The organism is Streptomyces sp. NPDC127114, from assembly GCF_042677525.1.
GTDB lineage: Bacteria > Actinomycetota > Actinomycetes > Streptomycetales > Streptomycetaceae > Streptomyces.
This window is the reverse complement of sequence record NZ_JBHXTJ010000057.1, coordinates 21047-42884: the sequence shown is the minus strand read 5'-3', so window position 1 is coordinate 42884 and position 21838 is coordinate 21047. Positions and strand designations below refer to the sequence as shown.

Here is a 21838-nt window from a genome sequence, read left to right as displayed (position 1 = left end):
CCCTCGCGGGCTTTCCTCCGGGCGCTTCCTTCGTTCTTGCGTTTCCGACTCTATCAGATCTTTCCGATCCGATTTCCTCGGTGCTTTCCGGTCCCGGTTTTCGACTTTCGTCTTTCTCCGAGGCCTTCCGGCGTGTTTCCGACTTTATCAGATTCATTTCCGTCGGCCTAATCGGCGACTTCGTGATTCGGATAAGGAATCGGAGTGGCTCCGTCGTCGTCGAACGCTTTCACATTCTCGACCGGAGCGAGAGAGAGTCTAACTCCTTGCCTTCGAGCTTGTCCAGCTCCCCAGGCAACCGTTTGAATCTACCTCCCCACGCGACCCGTGTCAACGGGTTTTGCGGGCGAAGAGGAGACTAGCAGGTCAGCGGGGTGCTCTGCACATCGGCGGGACAGCGGCCCTCAGGCGCCGGTCGGGCGTGCATCCGTCGGGTATCAGGGCAGGTCAGAGCCCGTCACGCTGCGGTCGGCAGCTCGGCGGTGCGGTCGGGTTCCGCCACGTCGCCGGTGTCGCCGGCGCGGGCCGCACGGCCGCCGAGGACGTAGACATACGCGAGGAATGCCAGTTCGGCGGCGACGCCGATGGTGATCCGGGCCCAGGTCGGCAGGCCGGACGGCGTGACGAAACCTTCGATCAGGCCCGAGACGAACAGGACCAGGGCGAGGCCGATGGCCATGCCGATCGCGGCCCGGCCCTGCTGGGCGAGAGCGGCACGGCGGGTCGTGGGGCCCGGTTCGATGACCGTCCAGCCGAGACGGAGGCCGGTGCCGGCGGCGACGAAGACGGCGGTCAGTTCGAGCAGGCCGTGCGGAAGGATCAGTCCGAGGAAGACGTCGAGGCGGCCCGCGGCAGCCATCAGGCCGATCCCGACGCCGACGTTCAGCATGTTGGCGAAGAGGATCAGCAGCACCGGGATGCCGAGGAAGGCGCCGAGCACCAGGCACATGGCGGCGGCCTGAGCGTTGTTCGTCCACACCGCTGCAGAGAAGGAGGCCGCCGGGTGGCTCGAGTAGTACGTCTCGTACTGGCCGCCGGGGCGGGTCATCTCGCGGAGGTCGGCCGGGGCGCCGATTGCGGACTGGACCTCGGGGTGGACACCGATCCACCAGCCGATGAGGGCCGCGAGCAGCGTGGAAAGGATCGCGGTCGGGATCCACCAGTGGCGGGAGCGGTAGACCGCGGCCGGGAACCCGGCGGTCAGGAACTCCGTCGCGTCACGCCATGAGGCGCGGCGCGTGCCCGTCACCGTGGCGCGGGCGCGGGCGGTCAGCTGGGTGAGCCGGGCCGTGAGCATCGGGTCAGGCGCGCTCGACCTGATGAGCGAGAGGTGGGTCGCGGTGCGCTGGTAGAGGGCGACGAGTTCGTCGGCCTCGGCGCCGGTGAGGCGGCGGCCGCGGCGCAGCAGATGGTCGAGGCGGTCCCACTCTGCTCGGTGGGCGGTGACGAAGACGTCGAGGTCCATGGTCGGCTGCTGCTCCAGGCACTGGGTGCGTACGGGTCCGTACTACTGCGGCGCACTGCGGGCCAGCTTGGCAGACTGACGTTCGGACCGGGTCCGTCAGGTCGAAGGTCGGGTGGGAGAAGGGTGGGCGCCGTGAGCGGGGTGGTGACGGGGGATGCCGTCTATCTGGGGCTGCAGCCGGCTCGGCTGCCGAGCCGTGCGCTGGCGTTGTTGCTCGATCTCGTCGTCGTGTGGGCGGCGTATCTGCTGATCAGTCTGGGGCTGGCGGTCGCGACGGCCTCGCTCGACGAGGCTGCGGCGCGAGCTCTGGCCATCGCGTCCTTCCTGCTGGTTCTGGTCGGCGCGCCGATAGCCGTGGAGACGCTGTCGCACGGGCGGTCACTGGGAAAGCTGGCCTGCGGGCTGCGCGTGGTACGTGAGGACGGAGGGCCGATCCGCTTCCGGCACGCGCTGATGCGGGGCGCGATGGGTGTCGTGGAGATCCTCATGACGTTCGGAGCCGTCGCGTGCATCGCCTCGCTGGTGTCGGAGCGCGGGCGGCGGATCGGCGACGTGTTCGCCGGGACGCTGGTGGTGCGCGAGCGGGTGGCCTCGGGCGCGGGCATGGTGGTGCCGCCTCCGCCGCCGTGGATCGTCGGTCGGTTCGCGGGGCTGGATCTGTCGGCCGTGCCGGACGGGCTGTGGCTGGAGATACGGCAGTACCTGACGCGGATGCGACAGCTGGACCCGGCGATCGGGCAGCGGCTCGCGGAGCGGCTGGCCGACGAGCTGGTCGCACGGACCGGGGCGCCCCCGCCGCCGGGCGTACCGGTCGCGGCGTATCTGGCGGGTGTGGTGGCCGAACGGCAGGGGCGGGACGCGCGGCGGGCGTTCGCGGTCGGCGCGGTGGGAACGGCGGGAAAGGCGGGAATGGCGGGAATGGCGGGCAGTCCTGGGGTGGCCGGGGCGCCTGGCATAGCCGGGGTGGGCGGTACGCGCGGCGCGCCTGGGATGCCTGGGGTAGCCGGGCCGCATAGTGCGTCCGGCGCGCCCGAGGCGGCTGGCGCGGCCGGGCTGATGCCGGAGTTTCCCGCGGCTCATGGCGGGGTTCCTGCAGCGGGACCCGGCGCCGCTGATGTTTCCGCTCCCGGCCACGCGGCTTCGGCCGCTGCCACGTCCCCGGCTGCTGACTCCTCCTCGCCGGCGGCTCCGGCCGCTCCGCCCGCTACGGGGTTCGCCCCGCCCGCCTGAGGGACGGGCCGGGGAGGATGCCGGAGCGCCTTGGCCGGCGGCAGGCGGGGGGCACGTCGGCACGCGGGGTGAGGCGGGGTGGCGGCATGCGGGCCGGGTCGGGGCGGGCCCGGGACGGCCGGAACGTGGCGAGCCCGGACGCGTCGCGGCGCGGCGGGGCGGGCCAGGACGGAGCGGGGGCGGCCCGGACGGGGCGGGCCCGGACGGGCCGGAACGTGGCGAGCCCGGACGGGGGGCCCGGAACGGGCGGGCCGGAACGGGGCGGGCCCGGACAGGGCCGGCCCGGACAGGGCGGGCCCAGACGGGTCGCGGCGCGGCGGGGCGGGTCCGGACGGGGGCGGGCCCGGACAGGGCGGGCCCGGACGGGCCGGAACGTGGCGAGCCCGGACGGGGCGGGCCCGGGCGGGGCGGGCCCGGACGGGTCCGGTCGGGGCGGTGCGTGTGGGGTCAGAAGACGTTCGGTGGGGATTCGAGGTCTTCGAGTTCGATGCCGGGGGCCGAGAGGACCACGTCGCCGGCGAGGTGGACGGTGTGCCGCTCGCCCGTGTCCAGGGCGCTGACCTGGTACTCGTCCACGATCAGAGGGCCGTTGTCAGTGGCGTGCGCTTCACTCTTCACCAGGGCCCAGGACTGGTCGACCGTCAGGGGGGCGAGGACGGGATCCGTGAAGGCGACGAGCCGGACGCGGGTCTCCGGGGAATCGGGGGTGAGGCGCAGGAGTCGGGAGATCGCGACGAGGAATGCCGGGGACGTGCCGGTGAAGGCGTGGGCGCGCACATTGCCTTCGTTGGCATGGGTCCCGGTGGGGTCGGTACGGACCCAGGTGACGCCGTCGAGGGCGGCGCCGCGGACTTGCCAGTGCGCGGCGTGGAGTTCGAGGCGGATGGGCCGGCCCAGGTCGTCGATGGCCAGGTCGACGGAGCCGGTCGGCTCGCCCGAGGGGTTCGTCGTCCGGGAGACGTAGCGCCAGCCGGAGGGGCCGGGCGCGCAGTTGAAGTGCTCTTCACCGAGGGGGGTGTGATCGTGCGGATCGTAGAGCGAATAGCGGCCGCGGGGCATGGGTCCTCGGGGTGCGTCCTGGAGCGGTAGGCAGGGCGGTGGTCGGAACGAGGCAGGCCCCCGGCACGGGGGTGCGGGGGCCTGTCTGTTCCGCTGCGGATACCCGTGACGGGCGGGTGCCGGGCCGGCCGGTCACCCGCCGTCCTGGGATCAGTAGCGGTAGTGGTCCGGCTTGAACGGGCCCTCGACCTTGACGCCGATGTACTCGGCCTGCTCCGGGCGGAGCGTCGTCAGCTTGACGCCGAGGGCGTCGAGGTGGAGGCGGGCGACCTTCTCGTCCAGGTGCTTCGGGAGCACGTAGACGTCGGTCGGGTACTCCTCCGGCTTGGTGAAGAGCTCGATCTGGGCCAGGGTCTGGTCCGCGAACGAGTTCGACATCACGAAGGACGGGTGACCGGTCGCGTTGCCCAGGTTGAGCAGGCGGCCCTCGGACAGGACGATCAGGACCTTGCCGTCCTCGAACGTCCAGGTGTGGACCTGCGGCTTGACCTCGTCCTTGACGATGCCCGGGATCTTCGCCAGGCCGGCCATGTCGATCTCGTTGTCGAAGTGGCCGATGTTGCCCACGATCGCCTGGTGCTTCATCTTGGCCATGTCGGAGGCCATGATGATGTCCTTGTTGCCGGTCGTGGTGATGAAGATGTCGGCGGTCTCGACGACCTCGTCGAGGGTCGTGACCTGGTAGCCGTCCATCGCCGCCTGCAGAGCGCAGATCGGGTCGATCTCGGTGACGATGACGCGGGCGCCCTGGCCACGCAGGGACTCGGCGCAGCCCTTGCCGACGTCGCCGTAGCCGCAGACGACGGCCGTCTTGCCGCCGATGAGGACGTCGGTGGCGCGGTTGATGCCGTCGATCAGCGAGTGGCGGCAGCCGTACTTGTTGTCGAACTTCGACTTCGTCACGGCGTCGTTCACGTTGATCGCCGGGAAGAGCAGGGTGCCGGCCTGCATCATCTCGTACAGGCGGTGGACGCCGGTGGTGGTCTCCTCGGTCACGCCGCGGATCTCGGACGCCAGCTGGGTCCACTTCTGCGGGCTCTCGGCGAGCGTGCGGTTGAGGAGGCGGAGGATGTAGCCGTACTCCTCGCTGTCCGCGGTGGCCGGGTCCGGGGCCGAGCCGGCCTTCTCGAACTCGACGCCCTTGTGGACGAGGAGGGTGGCGTCACCACCGTCGTCGAGGATCATGTTCGGGCCGCCGGTGGGCGTGTTCGGCCAGGTCAGGGCCTGCTCCGTGCACCACCAGTACTCCTCCAGGGTCTCGCCCTTCCAGGCGAAGACCGGGACACCCTGCGGGTTCTCGGGGGTGCCGTTGGGGCCGACGGCGATGGCCGCGGCGGCGTGGTCCTGGGTGGAGAAGATGTTGCAGGAGGCCCAGCGGACCTCGGCACCGAGGGCGACCAGGGTCTCGATCAGCACGGCGGTCTGCACGGTCATGTGCAGCGAGCCGGTGATCCGGGCGCCGGCCAGCGGCTGCTGCTCGGCGTACTCGCGGCGGATCGACATCAGGCCGGGCATCTCGTGCTCGGCGAGGGTGATCTCCTTGCGGCCGAACGCGGCCAGGGAGAGGTCGGCGACCTTGAAGTCCTGCTTGGCGACAGTCGTCATGACTGGAGCTGCTCCTCGTCAATCGGGTTCGAGGGGTCGAGTGGGCACCTGGCACCGCAGCTGTGGGCGACGCGGGCATACGAATGCCCGGGTACACCCGCGTGGGTCCGCGGTGCAGTCGTCGGAGGCCCTCTCTCCCTCGGCCGGTCCATGTACTGACCGCCCGACCGCCATCAGCAGCGACGTCTGGCTGGTCACGAATCTACACCGATCGGCGCAGCGACCCACAGTCCGTCGGTCGCGGAACCCGGGCGGGATTCGGCCGGATACGGGCTCGACAAAAGGTCCGGCGACCTCCGCATTCAAGGCCTTACGGACTTTTGATGCCAGATGTGCGTCCGGCGCGATGTTCGGGAGGCCGGAGCGCGGCGGCCCGGTGCAGGCAGCAGGAGGAACAGCCATGAGGAGCAGCTCGTGACCACTCCAGATGGGCGCGGACTCCCGCGAGCGGCTCCTCGATGCGTCGGATCGGGCGGACGTCCTGGGGTTGCTCGGCGAGATCCGGTAGGGCCGTCGCCGGGAGAGGCGCCGACCCACCGGCCGCTTCCGCTGTCGGGCCGCGCCTATATGGTGCGGGCCGGACTGCTGGGAGGGGCTGAGGGATGAGACCGGGGCGGGGACTGCGGATCGCGGGTGGTGTGCTGCTGGCGCTGGGAGTGGTGCTGATGGCCGGCGGCTTGGTGCTGCGGAGCGCTTTTCCCGGCCACAACGTGCCCTCGGTGTCGATGCGGCCCACCTACGAGCCGGGCGACACGCTCTTCGCCGAGACCGTCGAGCCGTCGGAAGTGCGGCGCGGCGACGTCGTGCTCGTCTCCGTGCCGCAGTGGGGCGCCGGTGACGAACTCGTCGTGAAGCGCGTGATCGGGGTCGGCGGTGACCGGATCAGGGCCGACGAACGGCAGGTGTTCGTCAACGAGCGGCCGCTCTCGGAGCCGTACGTCCTCGACGGCGACCCCGTCGCGGGCTACCCCTTCGAGCAGATCGAGGTCCCGGAGGGGCGGCTGTTCCTGCTCGGCGACAACCGGGGCGACTCCTTCGACTCGCGCTTCCACCAGGAGCTCGACGGCGGGACGGTCCCGGACACGGCCGTTCGGGAGCGGGCGATCGACAGCCCGTTGGGCGCGGTCGGTGCCGTCGTCGGGTTCTTCGGGGGTGCGGTGGTGCTCCTCGTCGGGTTCGGCCTCGGCCTCGGCGGGTGGCTGACCGGGCGGCGGTCGGCCCGTCGTACCGGAACCGGACCGCCCGTCCCTCCCCCGTACGTCCCGACCCAGGCGTGAGAGTCCAGGCGTGACAGCCCAGGCGTGACAGCCCAGGCCTGCCAGGTCAGTCCCCAGGCGGTGCCAGGTCAAGCCCCTGGGCTTCCAGGTCGACGGGGCACGGCCGGACATGCGGGAGGCCCCGGCCTGAGCGCGGTCAGGTCCGGGGCCTCGTGCGTGTTCGGCGGTCAGGCGCCCTTGGCCGCGGCCTGCTCGCTGTAGATGTCCGGCTCCAGGTAGATCACCCGGGCGATCGGGACGGCGGCGCGGATGCGCTCCTCCGCCGCGTCGATCGCACGTGCCACGTCGCCGGCGGTGTCGTCGTGCCGGACCGCGACCTTGGCCGCGACCAGCAGCTCCTCCGGGCCGAGGTGGAGCGTGCGCATGTGGATGAGGCGGGTGACGGTCTCGCCGTCGACGATCGCCGCCTCGATCTTCTTCACCTCGTCGACGCCGGCGGCCTCACCGAGCAGCAGCGACTTGGTCTCGGCGGCGAGGACGATCGCGATGAGGACCAGCAGCACACCGATGCAGACGGTGCCGATGCCGTCCCAGACGCCGTTGCCGGTGGCCAGCGCCAGGCCGACGCCGCCGAGGGCGAGGACGAGGCCGACGAGGGCGCCGAGGTCCTCCAGGAGGACGACGGGCAGCTCGGGGGCCTTCGCCCGGCGCACGAACTCCTTCCAGGACAGGTTGCCGCGGATCTCGTTCGACTCCTTGATCGCGGTGCGGAAGGAGAAGCTCTCCGCGATGATCGCGAAGACGAGGACGCCCACCGGCCAGTACCAGGCCTCGATCGGGTGCGGGTGCTTGATCTTCTCGTAGCCCTCGTAGATGGCGAACATGCCGCCGACCGAGAAGAGCACGATCGAGACGAGGAAGGCGTAGATGTAGCGCTCGCGGCCGTAGCCGAAGGGGTGCTGCGGCGTGGCCTCGCGCTGGGCGCGCTTGCCGCCGAGCAGCAGCAGTCCCTGGTTGCCGGAGTCGGCGAGCGAGTGGACGCTTTCGGCGAGCATGGAGGACGAACCACTGAAGAGGAACGCCACGAACTTGGCTGCGGCGATCGCGAGATTGGCGGCGAGCGCCGCCACGATCGCCTTGGTTCCGCCTGACGCGCTCATGGGTCTGTGTGTTCCCTTCGTCGGTTCGCAGCGCCGTCCGCCGCTGTACGGCGGGTCATTGTTCCATCAGGCCACGACGGTCGCGCGGAAGACCGTCCCCGCACCGGACAGTTCGGTCTTTTCGCCCGCCGGTACGAAGACGGACTCGCCCGGCGCGAGGGTGACTTCGCCGGCCTTGGGGCGGCCGGCGACCGAGAGCAGGATCTGCGGCGTCGGGGCGGTGAGGTCGGTCGGTGCGGCGCCCTCGGCCCGTACGAAACGGGACAGCCGGAACTCGTCGATGGGGGTGTCGTAGACCTCCTCGCCCGACGGGGAGGCCTCGGGGCGCAGGACGCCCGGGTCGGTCGGCTCGAAGCGGACGACGCGCAGGAGTTCGGGGACGTCGACGTGCTTCGGGGTGAGGCCGCAGCGCAGCACGTTGTCGGAGTTGGCCATGATCTCGACACCGAGTCCGTCGATGTAGGCGTGCGGGACGCCGGCACCGAGGTAGAGGGCCTCGCCGGGCTGCAGCGTGACCGGGTTGAGCAGCATCGCGGCCAGCACACCCGGGTCGTGGGGGTAGTGGTGGGCGATCCGGGCGTACGGGGCGTGGGCGCCGCCCAGGCGGGCGGCCGCGTGCGCGGCCTCGGTGACGGTGTGGGCCATCGCTTCGTGGTCGGCGGTCAGCAGCGCGGTCAGGACCTCGCGCAGCGCGGCCTCTTCGGGGTGGGCGTGGAGGAGGTCGACGTACGGCTTGAGGGAGTCCACGCCGAGCGCGGCCATGGTGTCGGCGGCCTCGACGGGCTCGCGGAAGCCGCACATGCCGTGGAACGGCGTGAGCGCGCAGATGAGTTCGGGCTTGTGGTTGGCGTCCTTGTAGTTGCGCTGCGGTGCGTCGAGCGGGATGCCCGCGGCCTCCTCGGCGGCGAAGCCCTCGCGCGCCTGGGCGAGGTCGGGGTGCACCTGGAGGGAGAGCGGGGCGCCGGCGGCGAGCACCTTGAAGAGGAAGGGCAGCCGGGGCCCGAACTTCTCGACGGCGGCGGGGCCGAGTTCGCGTACGGGATCGGCGTCGATGACCTCGTTGAGAGGACCGCGGTCGGTGCGGGAGGGGGCGCCTGGGTGGGCGCCCATCCACAGTTCGGCCTGGGGCTGCCCGGTGGGGGCGACGCCGAGGAGTTCCGGGATGGCCGTCGTCGACCCCCAGGCGTACGGACGGACGGTGTTGACGAGGCGGTCCATGGGGCTTCCAGCTCTTTTCAGTGCGGTGATGCGGTGATGGACGTGGGGGCGTCAAGGGTGGGGCGGGTGCGGGGGCGGCTGTGTGGGGAGGGGTGCGGGGCTGGGCGGTCGTGTGTGGGGGGGGGAGCGGTGCGGGGCGGTGGTGCGGGGCTGGGCGGTCGTGGGTGGCGGCGGTGCGAGGCGGGGCGGTCGTGGGTGGCGGCGGTGCGAGGCGGGGCGGTCGTGGGTGGGAGCGGTGCTGCGGGGCGGGGCGGTCGTCGGGTTGGGCCGGTCTCCGACCAGGACCCGCCGGGTCTGACGGAGACCCGGACGGGATCCGCCGGGAGCCTTCGGGGTCCGCCTGGGCCGTCGGGGCCGTCAGGGCCGTCGGGGTCCGTCTTGCCCTCGGGGTGCCTCGGGTTCTCGGAGACCACCGGGTCCCTGGGTCCTCCGGGTCTCCGGGTCTCCGGGTCCCTGGGGTCCTCCGGGTCTTCGGGGACCACCTGGGATCCGCCGAAGCCCTTTCCGGAGCCCCTTCGGGGCCCACCGAGGCCCTTCCGAAGCCCTTCCGGGGGGCTTCTGGGGCTTCCCGGGAGGCTTCGAGGGCCTCCCGTAGTCGCGGCTTGGGGTAGTCGGCTGACCGGGCGGGCTTCGGGCGGGTCTGAGCGGGCTTCCGGTGGGCTCCGCGCGGCTCCCGGTGTTCCTTGCGGGGCCGGTCGGCGCCTTCCGGGCTTCCGGCGGGCTCCCCCGCCGCTACTCGGGTGCCCGGCCCGCCGAGGCTAGGGAGAGGTACACGGCGGCGAAGTCCGTGACGGCGAGGAGTTCCGCCAGGTTCTCCAGTGGGCTGCCCTCCTCCGGCTCCAGTTCGCTGATCGCCGTGCCGTGGCCGAGGGCGAGTTCGCGGGCGGCCGGGGCGGCGCTCAGTACGTTGCCCTCGGCCGGGCGGTCGCGGAGGAGGACGACACGGGCTCGCAGCGCCTGCTGCTCGTCGACGCGGTCACGGAAGAAGTCCTCGGGATCGGCGCCGGCCGCGTAGTCCCCGGCCAGCAGCATGCCGTGGGCGGGCAGCGCCTCCGGCAGCTCGGCCGCGAGCGCGGGCAGGCCCGCCAGCTCGGCGAGGACCGCGGCGAAGCGGCGGCCGGCCGGGCCGGCGGCCTCGCCCTCGGTCCAGACGAGCGGCAGCGAGTCGGCGAGCTCGGCGGCCAGCGTCTTCGCCGGGTTGCTGTACGTGGCGATGGCCGGGCCGCAGCGCTCCGCCGTACGGTCCAGGCGGTCCGCCACCTGTTCCAGCGCCTCCGACGGGGCCTCGACCAGACCCACCCGGTCGAGCAGCGCGAGCAGCGGCGTGAAGAGCGCCCACAGGTCGCCGGGGCTCGCGGCGAGGGACTCCGCGTACTCCTCGGCCGTCTCGTGCGGGGCCAGCGCCATCGGTACGAGCAGGCCGCGCGAACCGCTCAGCGTCTCGGAGAGCGGGGAGTCCTTCGGGGCGACGGCGACGACGGTGATGCCGCGGCGGTACGCCTGCTCGGCGAGGAGCGCGAGGCCCGGCTCCGAGCCGTCCGTGGTCGGGACGAGCAGCAGGTCCACCGAACCCGCCCAGCCGGGCAGCGCCCAGCGCAACGCGCCGGCCGCGGGAGCGACGCCCGTGGGCTGGAGGCGGATCACCGGCGCCGAGGCGCCCGCGAGGGCGCCCACCAGGTCGGCGACACCGACGGCGGCGGCGCCGGGGCCGGCGACGAGGACGGCGCGCGGGCGGCCCTCGGGGCGCAGTGCCGAGATGCCGGCCTCGGCGGCGTGCCGGGCGGCGGTCCTCACCCGCGCGCCCGCCTCGGCGGCGCCGCGGAGCAGGCCGCGGCGGTCGGCGAGGGCGAGGGCGTCCGGTGCGTCGAGGAGGGTCTCGTCGAGCATGTGGCGGGCCTCCGGTCGTCGGGGTCGTCGGAGCGGGGCCGGCCGGGTGGGCCGGCGGGGTCATCCCCCCGAGGGGTACGCCGAGGGGTACGCGTCACCGCGTCCGTCTCGCGCCGCGTCCCGCGCCTGCTTCCCGGGGCGCGGGGCGGGCGTTCGGCGCGGGCTACTCGGGGCGGCGGGCCTCGTCGACCAGCAGGACCGGGATGCCGTCGCGGACCGGGTACGCGAGCCCGCAGTCCGTGGAGGTGCAGACGAGCTCCGGGGTCTCCTCCGCCGTCCGGTCGTTCAGCGGGGCGTGGCAGGCCGGGCAGGCCAGGATCTCCAGGAGGCCGGCTTCGAGCGGCATGAGTGGTCCCTTCGGACGGTGCGGGCGGTACGTGCGGGCCGCTGCGTGGCGGTGCCCGTACGTACGACGGTCTCGGGCCAGGTCAGCCTACCGCCGGGCCGCGGGCGGCGCGCCCGACGAGGGGCGGGGCGGCGCCGGGGCAACGGTGCGGGGTGGGGGCGGCGGGGAGGCGACGGGGAGGGGGTGGGTGGGGGAACGGGGGGCGACTTGTTGACGGCGCCGGCCGTCGGGCGGGGCCCCGCACCCTGGCGACAGTGACGGCGCCGGTCGCCAGGCGGAGGCTGGGTGCGCGTCCGGCGTGGTGACGGCCCCGGCCGTCGGGCGGGGCCCGCGCACGGGGGCAGTTTGACGGCGCCGACCGTCGGGCGGGGGCGGGCACCGCGCCGGGCGGGCCCGTGTGAAGGGCGCCGCCGCAGGGGTGGCGGGCAGGTGCAGGAGCGGAACGCGCCCGCCGAGGGCGCCGTCCCGTGTGCCCACCCGTCCCGCCCCAGCGGGACGAATGCCCACACGGGGAGGAGGCGGCCGGGGGCACCGCCCACACGGGAGGGAGCGGCCGAGGGCATCGCCCACACAGGAGGGAGCGGCCGGGGGCACCGCCCGTGCGGAGCGCGGGCCCAGTGGGGTGTGAGGCGTGGTGCGGATGGCGAGGCGGGCCGTGGGCGTGGAGGGGAAACGGCTGAGGCCCGCCCCGAGACGGAGCGGGCCTCAGCCGTGGTGGCTGGGTGGGCGTTACGCGCGGACCAGGGTCAGGACCTCGTCGCGGAGGGTCTGCATCTGGTCGTCGTCGCGGGCCTCGATGTTCAGGCGGAGGAGGGGCTCGGTGTTGGAGGCGCGGAGGTTGAACCACCAGTCGGCCGAGGTGATCGTCAGGCCGTCGAGCTCGTCGAGGGTGACGCCCTCGCGGTCCGCGAACGCGGCCTTCACGGCGGCCAGGCGGGCGGCCTGGTCGGCGACGGTCGAGTTGATCTCGCCGGAGGACACGTAGCGGTCGTAGGCGGAGACCAGGCCGGACAGCGGGCCGTCCTGGCCGCCGAGGGCCGCGAGGACGTGGAGCGCGGCGAGCATGCCGGTGTCCGCGTTCCAGAAGTCCTTGAAGTAGTAGTGGGCGGAGTGCTCGCCGCCGAAGATCGCGCCGGTCCTGGCCATCTCCTCCTTGATGAAGGAGTGGCCGACGCGGGTGCGGACCGGCGTGCCGCCGTTCTCGCGGACGACCTCCGGGACCGACCACGACGTGATCAGGTTGTGGATGACCGTCCCGCCCGGGTTCTTCGCCAGCTCGCGCGCCGCGACCAGCGCGGTGATCGCCGACGGGGAGACCGGCTCGCCGCGCTCGTCGACGACGAAGCAGCGGTCGGCGTCGCCGTCGAAGGCCAGACCGAGGTCCGCGCCCTCGGCGCGCACACGGGCCTGGAGGTCGACGATGTTCTTCGGGTCGAGCGGGTTGGCCTCGTGGTTCGGGAAGGTGCCGTCCAGTTCGAAGTACATCGGCACCACGGTCAGCGGCAGGCCGTCGAAGACCGTCGGGACGGTGTGGCCGCCCATGCCGTTGCCCGCGTCCACCACGACCTTCAGGGGACGGATGGCGGTGAGGTCGACCAGGGAGAGGAGGTGGGCGGCGTAGTCCTTCAGCGTCTCGCGCTCCGTGACCGTGCCGGCCGTCGCCGCCGGCTCCGGGGCTCCCTCGTCCGACCAGCGCTCGACGAGCTCGCGGATGTCGGACAGGCCCGTGTCCTGGCCGACCGGCGCGGCGCCCGCGCGGCACATCTTGATGCCGTTGTACTGCGCCGGGTTGTGCGAGGCCGTGAACATCGCGCCGGGCAGGCCGAGCTGCCCGGAGGCGAAGTACAGCTGGTCGGTCGAGCACAGGCCGATCATGGTGACGTCGGCGCCCAGCCGGGCGGCACCGCGCGCGAAGGCGGCGGCGAGGCCGGGCGAGGAGGGGCGCATGTCGTGCCCGACGACGATCGCGTCGGCGTCCACGACCCGGACGAACGCGGCGCCGAACAGCTCGGCCAGGCTCTCGTCCCACTGATCCGGCACCACCCCGCGGACGTCGTACGCCTTCACGATCTGCGACAGATCAGCAGCCACGGATCAACCCTCCTGAAAGTCTCGGCAACACCACTCACGGACGCGCGGATGCGGCGCGCGTACGGAACGCCCAAACTACCCGGGAGGGGACCTTGATCAGTTCTCGGGCTCAGTTGTCGGGGGAACGCAGCACCCTCAGGTGGCCCCTTCGGCCGACCTCCATCGGGTCGCCGCCGCGGCCCGGGCCGCCGGGCTTCCCGGGGCCGCCGCCCGCCTCGGCCGCGCGTTCCTGGGGGCGGGCCGCCTCCCGTACCGCGTTGGCGAGGGCTTCGAGGTCGTCGCCGCTGGGGCGGGTCGGAGCGGTGCCGTCGGAGAGCCGCACGACCTCCCAGCCGCGCGGGGCGGTGAGGCGCTCGCTGTGCTCGGCGCACAGGTCGTAGCAGTGGGGCTCGGCGTAGGTGGCGAGCGGGCCGAGGACCGCGGTCGAGTCGGCATAGACGTACGTCAGTGTCGCGACGGCAGGGCGGCCGCACGCGGTGCGCGAACAGCGACGTACAGGGCTCACGACGTTGGACGGTACCGCACTCTTGAGCGGGCCGCGACGACTCTCCCCCAGGTCACTCCACCGTGTCGCGGTGTGACGTCCGCCACGGACCGGATCCGATCGGCCGTTCTGACCTGCGGGAGCGGTACGGAAGGCGGGTTCGGGCGGTGCGCGATCCGGACAGCGTCAGGGGGAAAACCGGTCAATCACGGCCAGTCGGCCGATCCCGCGGGTCCCGGAAATCGCGCCCTGGCTTGGCCGGAACGGTCGTGTTGCGACAGCGTCGGCGGCCGTACGCCACCGTCATGGCCGTTCCGGACCGGTCCGGGAACACCGGGGAGAGTTACGCTGCGTCAGTGACGGACAGCACCCAGAGCATGGAAAGCCCGGCGCCGCGCGTGCGTCGCCGCGACCGGCACGGCCGTGGCATGCGGGGACCGGTCGCCCCACCGCAGGTTCCGCTGTCCGCGAGCCGGGCGGACACCTTCCGCGATCTGGTCCTGGACTCGGTGGAACGGCTGGAGCGGCGCTGGCCGCAGCTGGCGGACGTCGAGTTCATGGTGATGGAGGTCCCTCCGCCGGTCTCGGGCGAGTCGGTGGTGCCGCTGGGCGGCTCCATCCCGGCCGAGAAGAACGAGCCGGCCCGGGTCGTCGTCTACCGGCGTCCGGTCGAGATCCGCTCCAAGAGCCGAGACGAGCGCGCGCTCCTCGTCCACGAGGTCGTCGTGGAGCAGGTCGCCGACCTCCTCGGCCTCTCCCCCGAGTCCGTCGACCCGCGCTACGGGCAGGACTGACGCCCCGTACGGGAGTCCGTCCTGCCGGGGCTCGTTGCCCCCGACCTCTCCTGCCTGCTCCTGTCCTGCTTCGGCCTGCTGCTGTCCTGCTTCGGCCTCTTCATGTCCTGCTTCGGCCTGCTCCTGCCCGTTTCCCGAGCTGGTCCTGCCCTAGGCCGTCTCTTTCGGATCTTGCCCCGGGTCCGCCCCTGATCCGAAGAACGCCCTAGTCCCCCAGGACCGTCAGGTCCTGCTTCGCCTTCGGGACCTCCACCGTGCTCCGGTCGTCCGTGAGCGTCTGGACCGTGAACATCGGGATGCCGCCCTCCGGCAGCTCCAGCGTGCGCGAGGCGTGTACCGGGCCGCCCGAGAGGTGTTCGACGGTGAGTGCGTAGGAGCCCTTCAGGCCGTCGGGGACGGGAGCGGCGAGCGAGGTGGTGGTGCCCGCCTTCACGGTGACGGTCTTGGTGACGGGCGTGCCGCCCTGCGTGCCCGCCGAGGCGGTGATGCGCACCTGCGCGGTGGCGCCCGGTGCGGTGAGGGCGAGGGTGGAGCCCTTGGCCCGGTTGTCGGCGACGGTCGCACGGCCCTCGATCGCGGCGGCGGCCGGGATGAACGCGACCTCCTGCTTGTCGCCCTTGCCGCGGACCACGCGCAGCGCGGCGACGACCGGCGTGGCCTTCTTCGGGTCGGACGGGGTGAGGAGCAGCGAGCCGGGCTCGCCGCGGGTGAGGTCGGGCAGGTCGACGGCGGCGGTCATGCCCGACTTCACGTGCAGGGAGGACGCGCTGGCCGGGACGATCGTGCCGGTCGGGGTGACCAGCTGGACCTTCAGGTCGGCGTCGTCGTCGCCAGGCGCGTACGCCACGAGCCGGACGGAGGTGGCGTCGGCGGGGATGCCGGGCAGCACGGCGGTGCCGGCCGGGTCGGCGGCGGCCGGCAGCCAGTCGCTGCCCGCCGTGTCGTCGGCGGCGCCGACGACGGCGCCGACGCGTCCGCCACGGGTGGACACGTGCACGGTGAGGTCCTGCTGCGCGGGGTCGGTGGTGAGCGGGGAGAGCAGCACCCGCACGGTGGAGCGGCCGGGGACCTCGATGCCCTTGGTGTCCTGCAGCTTGAGGGCGCCGTCGGGGCCGTACAGCTCGATGTCGGCGGTGGCGTTCCTGTCGTCCGGGTTGGTGAGGTGGACGTAGTCCTGGCGCTGCTTGGCGGTGGAGGCGGCCGGGAACCAGAAGTCGGTGTCCGGGGCGGTGCAGGTGACGCCGAGCAGGCCGCGTGCGCCGCCGGCCGGGACGACGGTGGTCTGCTGGACGGTCCAGCCGGGGGCGAGGGTGCCGTTCGCGGAGCCGGTAAGGGCGGGCGCGTCGGCGCCGTTCGCCTCGGCGCCGACGGGGGCGCCGGGCTTCGTGACGGTCGCGGGCGCCTTCGGTTCCCTGCCCTTCTTCGGCGGGGTGTCGCCGGGAATCGGCGCCTCGGGGGCGGGCTTGAGCTCGGCCTTGGCCGACTGCGCCGCCTCCGACCGCGAGCGCTCGCCCGTGGCGCCCTTGGCGGCGGGCGTGTACGAGGTGTACGTGGTCTCCGCGACCTCCGAGCTGCTCGGCGCGGGGCAGAGCAGGCTGGTGCGCTCCACGGGCAGCGGTGCGCGGGCCTCCAGGGTGTGCGTCGTGACGCCGTCGGGCGCGGTCAGCGCGGCGATGCCGGTCACCGCGGCCAGGGTGGTGGCGACGGCGATCAGGGAGAGGGTCGTGCGCTTCACTGGTTGCTGCTCCCGTCGGGACGCTGCTGGTGCTGCTGGTGCGGCGGTTCCTGCTGCTGCCCGTAGCCGTACGGGTCGTACGTCTCGTACGGCTGCTGCTGCTCGTAGCCGTGGGGCTGGGCGTACGGGTCGTACTGCTGCGGGGAGCCGTACTGCTGCGGGTCGTACGGCTGCTGCGAGTCGTACCCCTGCTGCGCGTACGGGTCGTACGCGTACTGGTCCTGGTAGTAGCCCTGCTGGGCCCACTCCTGCTGGGGCTCGTAGGCCGGCTGCTCGGGTGCCGGAGCAGGCTCGGGCACGGATACGGGTGCGGGGCCGGATCCGGGACCGGTCGCGGGCTCCGGTGCGTACCCCGGCTTGGATGCGTACCCCTGCTCGGGCGCGTAACCGGGCTCCGGTGCGTATCCCGGCGTGGGCGCCGGGGCCGGCTCGGGAGCCGCGGCGGCCTCCGCTTCGGCGGCGGCGCGCAGGCGGCGGGCGCGGCGGCCGTCGCCCTCGACGGCGGTGGCCTGCGCGGGGATGGCGAGCTCCTCGTCGGGCAGGTCGTCGTCGATGTCGCGGCGGCGGCCGGGCAGGGCGAGGACGAGCAGCACGACGGCGAGGAAGACCTGGGTCCAGATCCACGCGGTGTGGGTGAGCGGCTCCTCGTGGGTGAGGTCGAGGCGGCCGCCGCCGGCGGGCAGTTCGAAGCCCTGGGCCCAGCCGTCGACGGTGACCGGCTTCAGCTCCGTGCCGTCGAGGGTGGCGGTCCAGCCCTCGTCGGCGCGGTCGGCGAGGCGCAGGACGCGGCCCGCGCCGCCCGCCGGGATCTCGTACCGGGCGTCCACGGGGCCGCCGGCGACGGCGTCCAGCGTGGTGCTCTCCTTGCCGCCGTCGCCCTTCGCGGCGGTGACGATCGTCGCCCGGCCGGCCGTGCGGTCGCCGACGGCCCACAGGGCGCCGCCGTCCTGCTCGCTCTGGCGGTTCAGGCCGGGAGTGGCGTCGAGGACCCGGATCATCTGGCGCGGCGCCCCGTCCCGTACGAGGACGAAGCGGATCGCGAAGCCGCTGAGGGCTTCGGTCTGGTCGGCGCCGGAGCCGGCGACCAGGTGGGCGACGGTCTTGTCCAGGAGCGGTTCGCTCTCGCCGGTCATGGCCAGTTCGGCGTCGCCGAGGTGCGCGCCGGAGCCGCGGACCAGGGTGTAGGAGACCTCGCCGGCGGCGTCGCCGCCGAGGACGAGGGTGCGGGGCTGGGCGCCCTGACCGCTCTCGTACGCCACGAACGCGGGGACCTGGACGGGGTCACGACGGCTGAGCGGGCCGTCGGCGCCGCCGATCATCCAGCCGGCCGCGGCGACCAGCGGGCCGGCGGCGCAGGCGAGCGCGACGAGGGCGGCGACGGGCTGGCGCCAGCCGAAGCCGTGGGCGGCGACCCGGGTGCGGCCGCCTTCGGCGCCGATCGTGCCGGCGGCGAGCAGCGCGGCGCCGTAGACGAGGGTGGCGGGCCCGGCCCAGCCGGTCTCGGCGTCACCGGCACCGTTGGTGAGGACGGCGAAGAGGAGTCCGGCGAGGGCGGCGGCCCAGGCGGCGCGGACGGCGAAGGCGCGCTCCTCGCGCAGCAGGGCGGCGAGCGCGGCGAGCACGATCCCGACGAGGACCAGTCCGCCGGTGGTGCCGGGACCGCCGGGGCTGCCGCCGAGCAGGTCGAGCGCCGAGGCCGTGCCCGTACGGATGTCGAGGCCGGCCTCGCGCAGGAAGGCGGAGGGGCTGGTCAGGAGGGACAGCGACCAGGGGGCCAGGACGAGGATCGGGGTGCCGGCGGCGGCGAGGAAGCGCAGTCCGTAGGCGGTGATGTCGGCGCGGCGCAGGACGAGCACGCCGATGCCGAGGACGACGGCGAGCGGCCAGACGACCGGGGTGAACGCCGTCGCGAAGGTGAGGAGGAAGGTGTACGCCCAGGTGGCGCGCCAGCTGCCGCGCTCGCCGGGGGGCCGGTTCAGGCCGTGGGCGGCGACGGCGGCGCGGGCGATCAGCGGCAGCAGGATCGCGAGGACCGCGGTGCCGAGCCGGCCCGTGGCGAGCGCGCCGGTGGCGGCGGGCAGGAAGGCGTAGGCGACGGCGGCCCAGGCGCGCAGGAGCCGGGACTCGACGATGCCGCGGGAGGCGAAGTAGGCGGTGACGCCGGCCAGCGGGACCGAGCAGACGAGCAGCAGGGTCAGCGCGAAGGAGGTCGATCCGAGGAAGAGCGCGGAGAGCGCCGCGAGGACGGCGAGGTAGGGCGGGGCGGTCTGGGTGCCGCCGGTGCCGATGGCGTGCCAGCCGTCGGCGTAGCGCGACCAGAGTCCGGAGACGGTGTCGGGGGCGGGCAGCAGGGCGCCGCCGGCCAGCGAGCCGCCGCCGAAGAGGTTGCGGCAGGCGACGAGGGAGACGACGAGGAGCAGGGCGAAGAGGAGGGGCCCGGGCTTGCGGGCGATCTTCTTCAGGCGGGCGAACTGCTCGATCTCCAGGTAGTCGGCGTCGTCGCCGCCGGGACCGGACTCGACGGCGCCGTGCCGTGAGCCGCCGGAGTCGGCGTCGGAGCCGCCGAAGTGGGAGACGAGCTGTTCGGCGGCGGCGCGGACGGTGGCGCCGGGCGCCGGGAAGAGGGAGCGGAGTTCGCCGGCGGGGACGGCCGGGTTCTTGCGCCGCTTGCGGGCGGCGAGGATCTTCTCGGGCCGCAGCAGGGTCGCGAGCAGACCCATGATCTCGTCGACGGCCTGGCCCGGGGCCTTGCCGACGAGGTAGGCGAGGGTGCGGAGCAGGGTGCCGAGGACGAGCCGGACGAACACGTACGGCAGGGCGGCGCCGCGCGTGTTGGCGAGCAGCGTGTAGACGGCACCGGCCTTGTCGACGCGGTGCGGGTTGGCGGCGGTGCGGCCCGCGCAGTCGACGGTGCGGCGCTCGCGGGCGGAGGCCTCGGCGTGCCGGAGGACGGCGTCGGGCGCGACGAGGACGCGGTGTCCGGCGGCGTGGGCACGCCAGCACAGGTCGACGTCGTCGCGCATGAGGGGCAGGCGGCGGTCGAAGCCGCCGAGTTCCTCGAAGACGTCACGGCGGACGAGCATGCCGGCGCTGGAGACGGAGAGGACGGAGCGGATCTGGTCGTGCTGCCCCTGGTCCTGTTCGCGGCGGTCGAGGCCGGTCCAGCGGCGGCCGCTGCGGGCGATGGAGACGCCGGCTTCGAGGAGCTGCTTCTTGTCGTACCAGCCGCGCAGCTTGGGGCCGATGACGGCGGCGTGCTCGTCGGAGTCGGCGACGCGCAGGAGTTCGGTGAGCGCGCCGGGCTCGGGCGCGCAGTCGTCGTGGAGCAGCCAGAGCCACTGCACCGGCTCGCCGTACGGGAGTTCGGGCAGGTCGTAGTTCTCGTCCTGCCACGTGCGGGTGACCGGGTCCCAGCCGCTGGGCCGCTTCAGGTACGGGAGTTCCTCGGGTCCGAGGACGGGCGCGGTGCGGGCGGCCTCCTCGACGGCGGCGCCGAATCCGGTGCGGCGCGCGAGGTGGAGGACGCGGTCGTCGCCGAGGGATTCGGCGAGCAGTCGCGCGGAGTCGTCGGCGCTGCCGGTGTCGGCGGCGACGGCGTTCTGTACGGGGCGCTCCTGGGCGAGGAGCCCGGCGAGGGCGTCCGGCAGCCAGCGGGCGCCGTCGTGGGCGACGAGCACGGCGGTGACGACGTGTCGCGGAAACTCAGGAGTTGAGGACATCGAGCTACGGGCCCTCCGGCCGGGGGTCGCCCGCGGGGGGCGTGGGTGCGTCTCGGACGGAGGCCCACACTAACGGCAGAGGAGGAGGGGCGGTGCTCCAGCGCCTCGATGGGGGCGGTGACCGGGCGGCGGGAGCGCGGCAGCCGGGCGGCCGTGGGGCGGTAGCGGGGCGCGGGGTGGCGGGGGGCGGGACGACGAACGGTCCGCCGCCCGTGGACAACCCACAGGTGGCGGACCGTTCGTTATGTGTCCTGGTATGCGTCCCGGTGTCCGCCCTCGAAGAGGCGTGGCCGGATTCAGACGGCGGCCTTCTTGAGCCGGCGGCGTTCCCGCTCGGAAAGACCGCCCCAGATTCCGAAGCGCTCGTCGTTCTGCAGCGCGTATTCGAGGCATTCGGAGCGGACCTCGCAGGCGAGGCAGACCTTCTTGGCCTCGCGCGTCGAGCCGCCCTTCTCCGGGAAAAAGGACTCGGGGTCGGTCTGGGCGCACAGTGCGCGCTCCTGCCAGCCGAGTTCCTCGCCCGCGTCCTCGACCAGCAGTTCCTCGAACAACTCGGTCATGTGCGCCCCTCGTCTGTCTTTGCGTCCCCGTGATGTTGCCGCTATCGATCCCGGATCGATCGGCCGAACGACACGAGTGAAATTACAAGTTCGTGCTCTGTGCGAGTCAAGCCGAGATCTGCTATTGGGCCCCGTATTCACTCTGCGGAACCAAGCCTATGCGGAAAGTGTTCAAATCACCAAAAACCTGACACATGCCACCGGCCTGGCCACACCGTCGTGCCTCACCAGGAAGGACGACCGAGACTTCGATCTTGTTGCGATCCGGCCACGGAAGCGATCCGGATCACAGTCCGATCACGGGGTCCCGCCCGCGCTTACGGCGACGGGTGCTGCGCCATGTGTCCGCGAACGGCGCTGCGCAAACCTTTCTGCACACGCTGTAACCGGATGAGGTGAAACATTCCCGCCAAATCGGTCATTGAGTTGACAGTCGGGTGTCCCGCCCGCCACTTTGGTGGCATGCCAGCGACCGCAGCGCCCTCCGCGACCCACGCCCGTGGGTTCCGCCGCGCTGTCCAGGCCCGCTGTTGCTGTTGCTGTCCCAGCTGTTGACGCGCGCGTCCTTCCGTAGCGCTCCGGCTTCCCGAGCGGCCGCCGTCCCGCCGCCGCACCCCGTGTGACCGCGCATCCCGCGCATCCGCATCCGTTCCGCGACATCCGCACCGCGACACCCCGCACTTCTGCCGAGGAACCACCGCACCCCATGAACATGGACAGCGACCTTCAGATCGCCGGCGACATCCTTGAGGTCCCGCACCTCCTCCAGCCCGCCCGCGAGCACCCCGTCACCGTGGCCGAGTTCGCCGGGCTCGCCCGCGAACTCGCCGCCGACCGGGCCCTGTGGGCCCCGTACGTCGAATACGACGCCACCACCCGCTGGTACCACCGGCTCCGCACCGGCCCCGGCTACGAGATCTGGCTGCTCTCCTGGCTGCCCGGACAGGGCAGCGGAAGCCACGACCACGGCCGGTCCTCCGGCGTGCTCACCGTCGTGGAGGGCGAGCTGACGGAGCGGACGGAGCGAGGCGTACGAACCCTGGACGCGGGCGCGCAGCGCGTCTTCGCGCCGGGTTACGTCCACGAGGTCGTCAACGACTCGCTGGAGCCGGCCGTGAGCCTGCACGTCTACTACCCGGGCCTGACGGAGATGCCGATGCACGAGTCGGTGCGCGAGCAGTGCGCCGCGCTTCCGGAGGCCTCCGCCGCGGCCGCCGCGGCAGCGCATGAGGGCGTACGCGCCTGACGAAGGCTCCCCGCCCCTTGGC

General features: G+C 73.2%; 16 protein-coding genes. 4 read left to right on the top strand and 12 right to left on the bottom strand.

The genetic code is table 11. The features are described 5' to 3' along the window. Positions 1-457: 457 nt before the first annotated feature. Positions 458-1465 (bottom strand): stage II sporulation protein M, encoded by a 1008-nt coding sequence (locus tag ACFVGS_RS34090; RefSeq protein ID WP_385696005.1) that lies wholly within the window; start codon positions 1463-1465, stop codon positions 458-460. A gap of 132 nt (positions 1466-1597) precedes the next feature. On the opposite strand from ACFVGS_RS34090, the gene ACFVGS_RS34085 reads away from it, so the two are divergent. Continuing rightward, positions 1598-2695 (top strand): RDD family protein, encoded by a 1098-nt coding sequence (locus ACFVGS_RS34085; protein ID WP_385696002.1) that lies wholly within the window; start codon positions 1598-1600, stop codon positions 2693-2695. A gap of 447 nt (positions 2696-3142) precedes the next feature. On the opposite strand, the gene ACFVGS_RS34080 is transcribed toward ACFVGS_RS34085, so the two are convergent. After that, positions 3143-3754, bottom strand: coding sequence for a hypothetical protein (locus tag ACFVGS_RS34080; protein ID WP_384421987.1), 612 nt, complete (start codon positions 3752-3754; stop codon positions 3143-3145). A 150-nt stretch (positions 3755-3904) separates the two neighbouring features. Next, positions 3905-5359, bottom strand: a complete 1455-nt coding sequence (gene ahcY / locus ACFVGS_RS34075; RefSeq protein WP_384421989.1) for an adenosylhomocysteinase — start codon at positions 5357-5359, stop codon at positions 3905-3907. Positions 5360-5961: 602 nt separating this feature from the next. Between ahcY and lepB the strand changes: the two genes are divergently transcribed. After that, the gene (lepB, locus tag ACFVGS_RS34070; RefSeq protein WP_385695999.1) at positions 5962-6636 is read left to right on the top strand and encodes a signal peptidase I; all 675 of its coding nucleotides are present in this window, start codon (positions 5962-5964) and stop codon (positions 6634-6636) included. 167 nt (positions 6637-6803) lie between these two features. Here the strand turns inward: lepB and ACFVGS_RS34065 are convergent, their stop codons facing one another. The 6 genes from ACFVGS_RS34065 to ACFVGS_RS34040 all read right to left on the bottom strand — a co-directional run bounded on the left by ACFVGS_RS34065 (position 6804) and on the right by ACFVGS_RS34040 (position 13783). Further along, positions 6804-7736, bottom strand: a complete 933-nt coding sequence (locus ACFVGS_RS34065) for a cation diffusion facilitator family transporter (protein WP_384421993.1) — start codon at positions 7734-7736, stop codon at positions 6804-6806. Positions 7737-7802: 66 nt separating this feature from the next. Then, the gene (gene manA / locus ACFVGS_RS34060; protein WP_385695996.1) at positions 7803-8954 is read right to left on the bottom strand and encodes a mannose-6-phosphate isomerase, class I; all 1152 of its coding nucleotides are present in this window, start codon (positions 8952-8954) and stop codon (positions 7803-7805) included. Between the two features lie 732 nt (positions 8955-9686). Next, positions 9687-10841 carry an SIS domain-containing protein gene (locus tag ACFVGS_RS34055; RefSeq protein WP_385695993.1) on the bottom strand — a complete coding sequence of 385 codons (1155 nt, stop codon included), beginning with the start codon at positions 10839-10841 and terminating at the stop codon, positions 9687-9689. Positions 10842-11004: 163 nt separating this feature from the next. Then, positions 11005-11187: a Trm112 family protein gene (locus ACFVGS_RS34050; RefSeq protein WP_128985075.1), complete on the bottom strand. Its 183-nt coding sequence runs from the start codon at positions 11185-11187 to the stop codon at positions 11005-11007. Between the two features lie 729 nt (positions 11188-11916). Beyond that, a complete protein-coding gene (locus ACFVGS_RS34045) occupies positions 11917-13278 on the bottom strand; it encodes a phosphomannomutase/phosphoglucomutase (RefSeq protein WP_385695990.1) in 1362 nt (453 codons plus the stop codon). 109 nt (positions 13279-13387) lie between these two features. Beyond that, the gene (locus ACFVGS_RS34040; RefSeq protein WP_385695986.1) at positions 13388-13783 is read right to left on the bottom strand and encodes a DUF3499 domain-containing protein; all 396 of its coding nucleotides are present in this window, start codon (positions 13781-13783) and stop codon (positions 13388-13390) included. Positions 13784-14139: 356 nt separating this feature from the next. Between ACFVGS_RS34040 and ACFVGS_RS34035 the strand changes: the two genes are divergently transcribed. Further along, the gene (locus ACFVGS_RS34035; RefSeq protein ID WP_384422022.1) at positions 14140-14556 is read left to right on the top strand and encodes a metallopeptidase family protein; all 417 of its coding nucleotides are present in this window, start codon (positions 14140-14142) and stop codon (positions 14554-14556) included. 205 nt (positions 14557-14761) lie between these two features. On the opposite strand, the gene ACFVGS_RS34030 is transcribed toward ACFVGS_RS34035, so the two are convergent. The 3 genes from ACFVGS_RS34030 to ACFVGS_RS34020 form a co-directional block, all read right to left on the bottom strand. Further along, positions 14762-16291, bottom strand: coding sequence for a DUF5719 family protein (locus ACFVGS_RS34030; RefSeq protein ID WP_385695983.1), 1530 nt, complete (start codon positions 16289-16291; stop codon positions 14762-14764). Next, positions 16288-20010 carry a glycosyltransferase gene (locus tag ACFVGS_RS34025; RefSeq protein WP_385695980.1) on the bottom strand — a complete coding sequence of 1241 codons (3723 nt, stop codon included), beginning with the start codon at positions 20008-20010 and terminating at the stop codon, positions 16288-16290. Before ACFVGS_RS34025 ends, ACFVGS_RS34030 begins: the two co-directional genes overlap by 4 nt. Before the next feature lie 296 nt (positions 20011-20306). Continuing rightward, positions 20307-20570 (bottom strand): WhiB family transcriptional regulator, encoded by a 264-nt coding sequence (locus tag ACFVGS_RS34020; protein WP_128984260.1) that lies wholly within the window; start codon positions 20568-20570, stop codon positions 20307-20309. A 706-nt stretch (positions 20571-21276) separates the two neighbouring features. On the opposite strand from ACFVGS_RS34020, the gene ACFVGS_RS34015 reads away from it, so the two are divergent. Further along, positions 21277-21816, top strand: a complete 540-nt coding sequence (locus ACFVGS_RS34015; protein ID WP_384422004.1) for a cysteine dioxygenase — start codon at positions 21277-21279, stop codon at positions 21814-21816. Positions 21817-21838 lie beyond the last annotated feature (22 nt).